Raw genomic sequence first — 7,812 nt, 5'->3', positions numbered from 1 at the left:
AATGTAGGTGGCGATGTTGAACTTACACATTTAGCTATTCGTCATAAGATGATTGACATAGACGTGTCGTACTAACCCTTTTATATGTCTGAATTTGATCACGTACATTTTTTAAAAACGCTATCAAGCGAGCCCGGTGTTTACCGCATGCTTGATAGTGACAACCAAGTTATTTATGTTGGTAAAGCTAAACAATTAAAAAAACGCGTAAGCAGTTACTTTAGATCCAACATTACCGACAGCAAAACCCGTGTTTTAGTCAGTAACATTAATGATATTGAAGTCACACTGACCAACACAGAAACCGAAGCGCTACTGCTCGAAAATAACCTCATAAAAAAATATCAGCCTCGTTATAATATTCTACTGCGAGATGATAAGTCCTATCCCTATATTTTATTAACAAACCATAAGCATCCGCGGTTAGCGTTCCATAGAGGTAGCCGCAAAATAAAAGGTGAGTATTTTGGTCCATTTCCGAGTGCAGGCGCGGTCTCGGAAAGTTTGCGTTTAATGCAAAAAATATTTCCCGTTCGTCAATGCGAAGATGCTTATTATCGTGCCCGAAGTCGCCCTTGTTTGCAGTATCAGCTCAAGCGTTGCTCTGCGCCATGCGTTAACAAAGTTACCGAGCAAGACTACAGTGAACAAGTTGACTATGTTCGCAAATTTTTGACGGGTAAATCGGATGAAGTCATTGCCGAACTAATAAAAAAAATGGAAGCGGCCAGTGCGGAGCTCAACTTTGAGCTTGCCGCAAAAGTACGTGATCAAATAATGCTACTGCGTAAAATGCAGGAGCAGCAGTCTATTTCAGGTAATTTTGCAGAAATGGATGTTGTGGGCTTCGCGCATTTAAATGGATTAAACGGCATACATTTATTAATGATTCGCGATCATAAAGTGCTCGGCAGTAAAACGTACTTTCCAAAAGTACCAAAAGATTCAAGCGAGCAAGAAATTTTAACTTCATTCTTAGGTCAATATTATTTAGCACCAGGTGCAACAGGACGCATTGCTAAAGAAATTATACTCCCGTTTGAAATAGAAGAGAGCAGTGCGTTAAGCGAAGCACTGACGCAAATAAGCGATCGTAAAGTGGCGCTTAAAGTGGTTACACGTGGAGAGCGTGCGCAATACCTTCAACTAGCAAATAAAAATGCGTTAAACAGTATTGCTGTCAAACAAAGTACACAAGACTCTATTAATAAGCGCTATGCCCAATTAAAAGCAACATTACGCCTAGATGATATAGCGCGAATGGAATGTTTTGATATAAGCCATACTATGGGAGAAAACACGGTAGCAAGTTGCGTTGTTTTCGATTCGCAAGGCCCAAATACAAAAGAATACAGGCGCTATAATGTAACCGGTATAACCGGTGGTGATGATTATGCAGCCATGGAGTTTGCTTTAAATAAGCGTTACAACAAATTAGTGGATGAAGACAAAATCCCAGATGTAATATTTATAGATGGCGGTAAAGGACAGTTAGGGCGTGCAGAGCAATATTTTTCTAATTGGTCTCATTCTAAAATGCCTCTGCTAGTCGGAGTTGCAAAAGGAACGAGCCGTAAACCTGGCCTAGAAACATTACTCATAGATGGGGGGCGTAAAACAATTCCGATGGATTCTGATGCGCCTGCACTTCACCTAATACAACATATACGAGATGAATCTCACCGTTTTGCAATAGCTGGGCATCGTAATAAGCGCCAAAAACAGCGAACAAAATCATTGTTGGAAGAAATTAATGGAGTAGGTTCTAAACGTCGCCAAACATTATTAAAATATTTAGGGGGCATGCAGGGGGTAAAAGCTGCTAATATAGAACAATTAAAGAAAGTTCCCGGGATCAGCCCTGATATGGCTGAGAAGATATTTAACCATTTACATGACAAGGGCTAGCCCTTCATGCGAATATAAAAGAAAAGACATATCCAAGTAGTTATGTGGAATATTCCAAACACACTCACAACATTTAGACTTTTTCTTATCCCCATTTTTTTGGTGATATTTTATTTGCCTTATAGCTGGGCTTTTTTTGCTGCCGCTTTTATTTTTTGGCTTGCATCAATTACCGATATACTTGATGGCTACCTTGCAAGAAAATTAGAACAATCAACGCCATTTGGAGCCTTTTTAGATCCTGTTGCAGACAAGGTAATGGTGTGTGCTGCACTTGTTGCTCTCTCTGATCAATATCAGTCAATGTATATGACCATTCCTGCGCTTATTATTATTAGTCGAGAAATAGTTATATCAGCATTAAGGGAATGGATGGCTGAGCAGGGCAAGCGTGGCAATGTAGCTGTATCTAATATGGGAAAAATTAAAACTGCCGCGCAAATGTTAGCCATCATTGGTTTGATTTGGCAATATGACACCTGGATGAATTATTTAAGTTTTGGGCTACTCTATATAGCAACCTTTTTGACCCTGAGTTCTATGCTGCAATATTTGAAGGCTGCATGGAGTGAATTGACCAAAAATTAACTGTAAATGTATAATAACGCACCGTTTTAGATAAAAAACAAGCAAACAGTTCAAAACTAGCATTTTTTGTATTGACGCGTTTAATAATCTCTGTAGAATGCGTCCGTGTTGAGAGGGCATAGCCCCCAAGATAACGAAATGCGGCACTAGCTCAGTTGGTAGAGCGCGACCTTGCCAAGGTCGAGGTCACGAGTTCGAGCCTCGTGTGCCGCTCCAAGTTATCTAAGGTTATAACCCCAGTGCTGGGGCGGAATGGCAGAGTGGCCATGCACCGGATTGCAAATCCGTTTACCCCGGTTCGACTCCGGGTTCCGCCTCCAATCAACACTCCACACGCTTTAAATAGCAAACTCGATGCCCGAGTGGTGGAATTGGTAGACACAAGGGATTTAAAATCCCTCGCTCTTAGAGTGTGCCGGTTCAAGTCCGGCCTCGGGCACCACTTTGTGGTTTAGTTATATGCACCAACATATAACTTTTAAAATGTAATAGTAGAATTAATATGATGCGGCACTAGCTCAGTTGGTAGAGCGCGACCTTGCCAAGGTCGAGGTCACGAGTTCGAGCCTCGTGTGCCGCTCCATATTAGTTTTATCCACTTGCTTTAAATAGCAAACTCGATGCCCGAGTGGTGGAATTGGTAGACACAAGGGATTTAAAATCCCTCGACTAACAAGTCGTGCCGGTTCAAGTCCGGCCTCGGGCACCACTTTAAATTATCATACCAAGGTAATTTGAAGTTGATAAATTAGTATTTTTGGCATTAGTTTAGTTACCAGAACGTTTTACCGCGACACGGTCGCGAACAAACGGAAAAATTACTGATAATGTTTTATGCGGCACTAGCTCAGTTGGTAGAGCGCGACCTTGCCAAGGTCGAGGTCACGAGTTCGAGCCTCGTGTGCCGCTCCAAATTATATGGAAGCGTTAAGGCGGAATGGCAGAGTGGCCATGCACCGGATTGCAAATCCGTTTACCCCGGTTCGACTCCGGGTTCCGCCTCCACATAATTTACTCCACACGCTTTAATTAGCAAACTCGATGCCCGAGTGGTGGAATTGGTAGACACAAGGGATTTAAAATCCCTCGACTAACAAGTCGTGCCGGTTCAAGTCCGGCCTCGGGCACCATCTCTATATAAATCCCAAATCCGAAATCACAAAAACTCACACCACAAATTTTTTAATATATATTCAAATCTCATTCATCTAATCTATTTTTAATATCTCCTTAACTTTACTATTTAAAGATTTTGTCACTTAGCCTTTGCAAGGCCCAATTTTTATCGTCATTACTTTATTTCACTCAGCTCAGTTAATACCAATCCGAAATAGTACTTAATTATGTGAATCTGTGTGAGTAACGCACTTGTCCATAACAAAATAAACAAATCAGAACATTAGTAATTTAATTACTCCTTTATCTATCTTTTAGTCAATCAGATATTTTCAACACGATGAGAGTAAGGTTTGCTCTTTTAAAATAAAAAAGTATTAACTAGAGCTAGATTGAGGAAAATGTGACGTGGCTATAATAAGTTTTAAATGAGTTGTATAAGCGACTGTTAAGAGCCACTTATACCGGATGAATTGTTAGTGCAGTTTGCTTTGAACCTTATGTAGGGTATTCGCTTAGCAAGCCTTGTATAAGCGCAACACACATTAAAATAAGTATGATTGAAAATGGGAGTGCAGTAGTTACTACACCCGATTGAAGTGCTTGTAAGGCTTGCGAGCCGCCAACCCAAAGTAACACTGCTGCTATCATACCTTCGACAGTAGCCCAAAATATACGCTGTGGCACTGGTGCATCAATTTTACCGCCAGCAGTTATGCCGCTATCACCAGTGATCCTGAATCAGATGAAGTGATAAAAAAGACTAAAACTAAAGCAATAGAAATAATAGAAATAAAGCTAGAAAACGGTAGCTGTTCATATACCTGAAATAAAGTAACTGAAATAAAGTAACTGAAATATCAGTCAAACCATTTTGTCCAAGTGGTCCGACTTTGTCTATAACTTGTGTTATTGCCATATTGCCAAATACACCCATCCACACAAGGCTAAGCAGAGTTGGTAGCCCTATAACAACAAGTAAGAACTCTCGTACAGTGCGCCCTTTAGAAACACGCGCTATAAACATACCAACAAACGGTGAACAAGATATCCACCACGCCCAATAAAATACAGTCCAAGAATGCATCCAATCTTCATCGGGCCTATTAAAAGGATTACTCAATGGTACAAAATGTTCTACGTATGCTCCCAGGGTAAACCAAACAGCAGGGATTGAATCAGAGAATGTAAGTACGATAACAACTAACAGTAAAAAAACGCACAAATTAAATTAACGTTGCTTAGTATTTTTACACCGCCCTCAATACCTCTAATAACAGAGAAAATAGCAATACACGTTACTAAGCCAATAACAGATATTTGAAAAGCAGTGCCATAATCGGTGCCTAAAAGGTAATTTATACCACTGGTCGCTTGTTGCGCGCCAAGCCCCAGTGATGTTGCTAAACCAAATAAAGTCGACAGTACCGCGAGTTTATCTATGATATGCCCCATCCACCGCCATGCGCGATCACCAAATAAGGGATAGAAAACAGAACGTATAGACAAAGGCAGGCCTTTATTAAATGCAGAAAAAGCCAAGCTTAAGCCAACTACTGCGTAAATTGCCCATCCGTGCAAACCCCAGTGGTACATAGTTGCACCTAAAGCTGATGAATGTGCTTGTGGTGAATTGGGTTCAACCCCCATAGGCATATGATACCAACCTGTATAATAAGCTGTTGGCTCTGCAACACCCCAAAATAGTAATCCAATGCCCATTCCTGCAGCAAATAACATGGCAAGCCACGATATTTAACCATGCTCTGGACGAGCTTTTACACCACCTAAACGAATTTTACCTAAGGGAGAGAATGCCAAGATAATACAAAAGATTACAAAGGCATTAGCAAGTAACATAAAGTAACTATCGAATTGATTTATGATAGCGTCTTTAGTGGAGGTTAATGCGTCGCGGGTAACTGTAGGGTCAAAAACCAAGCTAAGCAATACAAATAAAACAACTAAAAAAGCGCTTATTCCAAATACAGGATTATGTATATCAAACCCCCATTTTTGAATATTATCTTGTCCAACTTGATAATCAGTGGTGTCGATACTGTATTTTTTTGTCATGTCACCCATCTGCTTTCCTTTTTTAGATATCTCTTTGTGTTCCTATACGTAGTAAATATAAAGTAGTCGTAAAAATTAATCTAAGTTTTAATGTTGGGTAAATAAATTTTAGAACTAAAAAAGCGAGCCGGAGCTCGCTATTTTATTTTTTATTTCCAAGCTAGAGGGTCTACCTCTTTATCTAGTTTTGGATGTTTACTTTTATCAAACGAGGGGATTAGGCCTTTTTTACGTTGTTCGTTATAGTCTTTTGAAAGCCATACAACGACACCTGAAAGCATAAATAACGCGATTACATTAACAATAGCCATTAAACCCATAGATATATCTGCTAATGTCCAAATTAATCCGAGCTCACCTACGGCCCCAAACATAACCATTCCTAAAACAATCAAGCGGAATATAAACATCCCTTTTTGGGAGTTATGTTCTAAAAACATAAGATTAGTTTCTGCATACGAGTAATTAGCAACAATAGAGGTAAAGGCAAAGAATAAAATTGCAATAGCGATAAAGTAAGTGCCCCAACTACCAACATGTTCTGATAATGCTGCTTGAGTCAATTCTATACCCAATACTCCTGATTCAGGAATTAATTGCTGAGATAGAAGGATAAGTGATGCAGTCGCAGTACAAATTACAATTGTGTCAATAAAAACCCCAAGCATTTGCACATAACCCTGTGAAGCAGGGTGAGGAGGGTAAGGTGTTGCTGTTGCTGCAGCATTAGCGGCGCTACCCATACCCGCTTCGTTAGAGAACAAACCACGTTTAATTCCTTGGATCATCGCTTGTATTACACCATAACCTATAGCGCCAGCACCGGCTTGCTCTATTCCAAAAGCACTGTTAATTACTAACATGAATACATCAGGAAGTGCAGAAAAGTTAATAGCACAAACATAAAGCGCAACACATAAATAGGCCAGAGCCATAAAAGGCACAACCATTTCAGCAAATCGAGATATTGTTTTAAGGCCCCCAAATATGATGATCCCAGAACCAATAACTAAACAAATACCTACAATATATTTTGGGATATCAAATGCTACTTCAAAAGCGGCAGCAATAGAGTTTGACTGCACAGCATTAAATACCAGACCAAAAGCTAAAATTAAACACAGTGAGAATAAAACCCCCATCCAACGCTTACCTAGGCCGGTTTGCATATAGTAAGCTGGACCACCTCTAAAATTGCCTTCAGCATCTTTTGTTTTATAAGCTTGTGCAAGTGTACTTTCGGCAAAGCTTGTCGCCATACCAATTAATGCAATTAACCACATCCAAAAAATAGCTCCCGGGCCACCCAGATACAATGCAACAGCGACACCTGCCATATTTCCAGTACCAACTCGAGCTGCTAATGAAGTACAAAAAGCTTGAAAAGAAGAGATTTCGTTATTCCCACATTTTCGAGATCCAAACATAACCTTGAACATATGTGGAAATTGTACAAATTGAATAAAACCTAATTTAAAGGTAAAAAATAAACCCGCTGCTATTAATAAGTATACGAGAACGTGCCCCCATAAGAGACCACTTATACTATTTATTATATCTGCCATAAATACTACCTAAAGACATGCGTTAAAAAAGTGACCGCAACTTACCATAGGAATGGCCAAGTGTTTAGAATAAACGACCATAAAAACAGAGTTATCAACAGGTGTTTGTGGGTAACTTGTGTTTAGGGTGTGCGTTTGCTTGGGGTGCAATTTAAATCACTTTTTTAGCTAAAAAAGGCTTGCGTTAAATTCGCGGCTCCCTATAATGCGACCCCACTTAGACGGCAGAGCAGGCAACGCTTAGCGAGGCAAGCAAACCACTTAGTGAGTCGAGTAAAACTTGAGTTTAGATTTTTATAAAGTTTAAAATTAAGTGTTGACAAAAATACAGGAAAGCGTAAGATTCGCTTCCCTTGAGTCGCTAAGGCAACTCAAACGTTCTTTAACAATATAAAGCAATCATCTGTGTGGGCACTCGTACAGATTGAGTTCTAACAGCCAAGCTACTTAGGTAGTGAGGCAAACAAATTAGAGTCTCAATTGAAACTGAGTGACCAACAGCAATAACTACTTCGGTAGGAATTGCAGCACAGTCAATTCAATATCGAAAGATATTAAA

Annotated in this window: 3 protein-coding genes, 8 tRNA genes and 2 pseudogenes; 11 read left to right on the top strand and 2 right to left on the bottom strand. The window is 39.8% G+C overall.

Annotation, left to right across the window (positions count from 1 at the left end):
• The 11 genes and pseudogenes from BCG07_RS17145 to BCG07_RS17095 all read left to right on the top strand — a co-directional run.
• Positions 1 to 75, top strand: a pseudogene (locus tag BCG07_RS17145) (two-component system response regulator UvrY); the annotation flags it as partial.
• A 9-nt stretch (positions 76 to 84) separates the two neighbouring features.
• Positions 85 to 1,908 carry an excinuclease ABC subunit UvrC gene (gene uvrC, locus BCG07_RS17140; RefSeq protein WP_243531042.1) on the top strand — a complete coding sequence of 608 codons (1,824 nt, stop codon included), beginning with the start codon at positions 85 to 87 and terminating at the stop codon, positions 1,906 to 1,908.
• A 42-nt stretch (positions 1,909 to 1,950) separates the two neighbouring features.
• Entirely contained in the window at positions 1,951 to 2,496 is a 546-nt protein-coding gene (gene pgsA / locus BCG07_RS17135) for a CDP-diacylglycerol--glycerol-3-phosphate 3-phosphatidyltransferase (RefSeq protein ID WP_058429426.1), read from the top strand.
• Positions 2,497 to 2,636: 140 nt separating this feature from the next.
• A tRNA-Gly gene (locus BCG07_RS17130) sits at positions 2,637 to 2,712 on the top strand.
• Positions 2,713 to 2,742: 30 nt separating this feature from the next.
• Positions 2,743 to 2,816: transfer RNA gene (locus BCG07_RS17125), tRNA-Cys, on the top strand.
• Positions 2,817 to 2,852: 36 nt separating this feature from the next.
• Positions 2,853 to 2,938, top strand: a tRNA-Leu gene (locus BCG07_RS17120).
• 65 nt (positions 2,939 to 3,003) lie between these two features.
• Positions 3,004 to 3,079: transfer RNA gene (locus BCG07_RS17115), tRNA-Gly, on the top strand.
• Between the two features lie 39 nt (positions 3,080 to 3,118).
• A tRNA-Leu gene (locus BCG07_RS17110) sits at positions 3,119 to 3,205 on the top strand.
• A 127-nt stretch (positions 3,206 to 3,332) separates the two neighbouring features.
• Positions 3,333 to 3,408, top strand: a tRNA-Gly gene (locus tag BCG07_RS17105).
• A 19-nt stretch (positions 3,409 to 3,427) separates the two neighbouring features.
• Positions 3,428 to 3,501, top strand: a tRNA-Cys gene (locus BCG07_RS17100).
• A gap of 38 nt (positions 3,502 to 3,539) precedes the next feature.
• Positions 3,540 to 3,626: transfer RNA gene (locus BCG07_RS17095), tRNA-Leu, on the top strand.
• Positions 3,627 to 4,110: 484 nt separating this feature from the next.
• Here the strand turns inward: BCG07_RS17095 and BCG07_RS17090 are convergent.
• Positions 4,111 to 5,697 (bottom strand): annotated as a pseudogene (locus BCG07_RS17090) (BCCT family transporter).
• 140 nt (positions 5,698 to 5,837) lie between these two features.
• A complete protein-coding gene (locus BCG07_RS17085) occupies positions 5,838 to 7,253 on the bottom strand; it encodes an alanine/glycine:cation symporter family protein (protein ID WP_010557091.1) in 1,416 nt (471 codons plus the stop codon).
• Between the last annotated feature and the right edge of the window lie 559 nt (positions 7,254 to 7,812).

This window comes from Pseudoalteromonas sp. ESRF-bin5 (assembly GCF_002632075.1).
GTDB classification, from domain to species: domain Bacteria; phylum Pseudomonadota; class Gammaproteobacteria; order Enterobacterales; family Alteromonadaceae; genus Pseudoalteromonas; species Pseudoalteromonas marina.
Note: the sequence above shows the minus strand (reverse complement) of the source record. Positions and strands in the feature narration are given on the sequence as shown.

What these genes read in the sequence shown, in the direction of transcription:
- uvrC (WP_243531042.1), top strand. Translation starts at nt 85, where the DNA reads ATGTCTGAATTTGATCACGTACATTTTTTAAAAACGCTATCAAGCGAG.
- pgsA (WP_058429426.1), top strand. Translation starts at nt 1,951, where the DNA reads ATGTGGAATATTCCAAACACACTCACAACATTTAGACTTTTTCTTATC.
- BCG07_RS17085 (WP_010557091.1), bottom strand. Translation starts at nt 7,253, where the DNA reads ATGGCAGATATAATAAATAGTATAAGTGGTCTCTTATGGGGGCACGTT.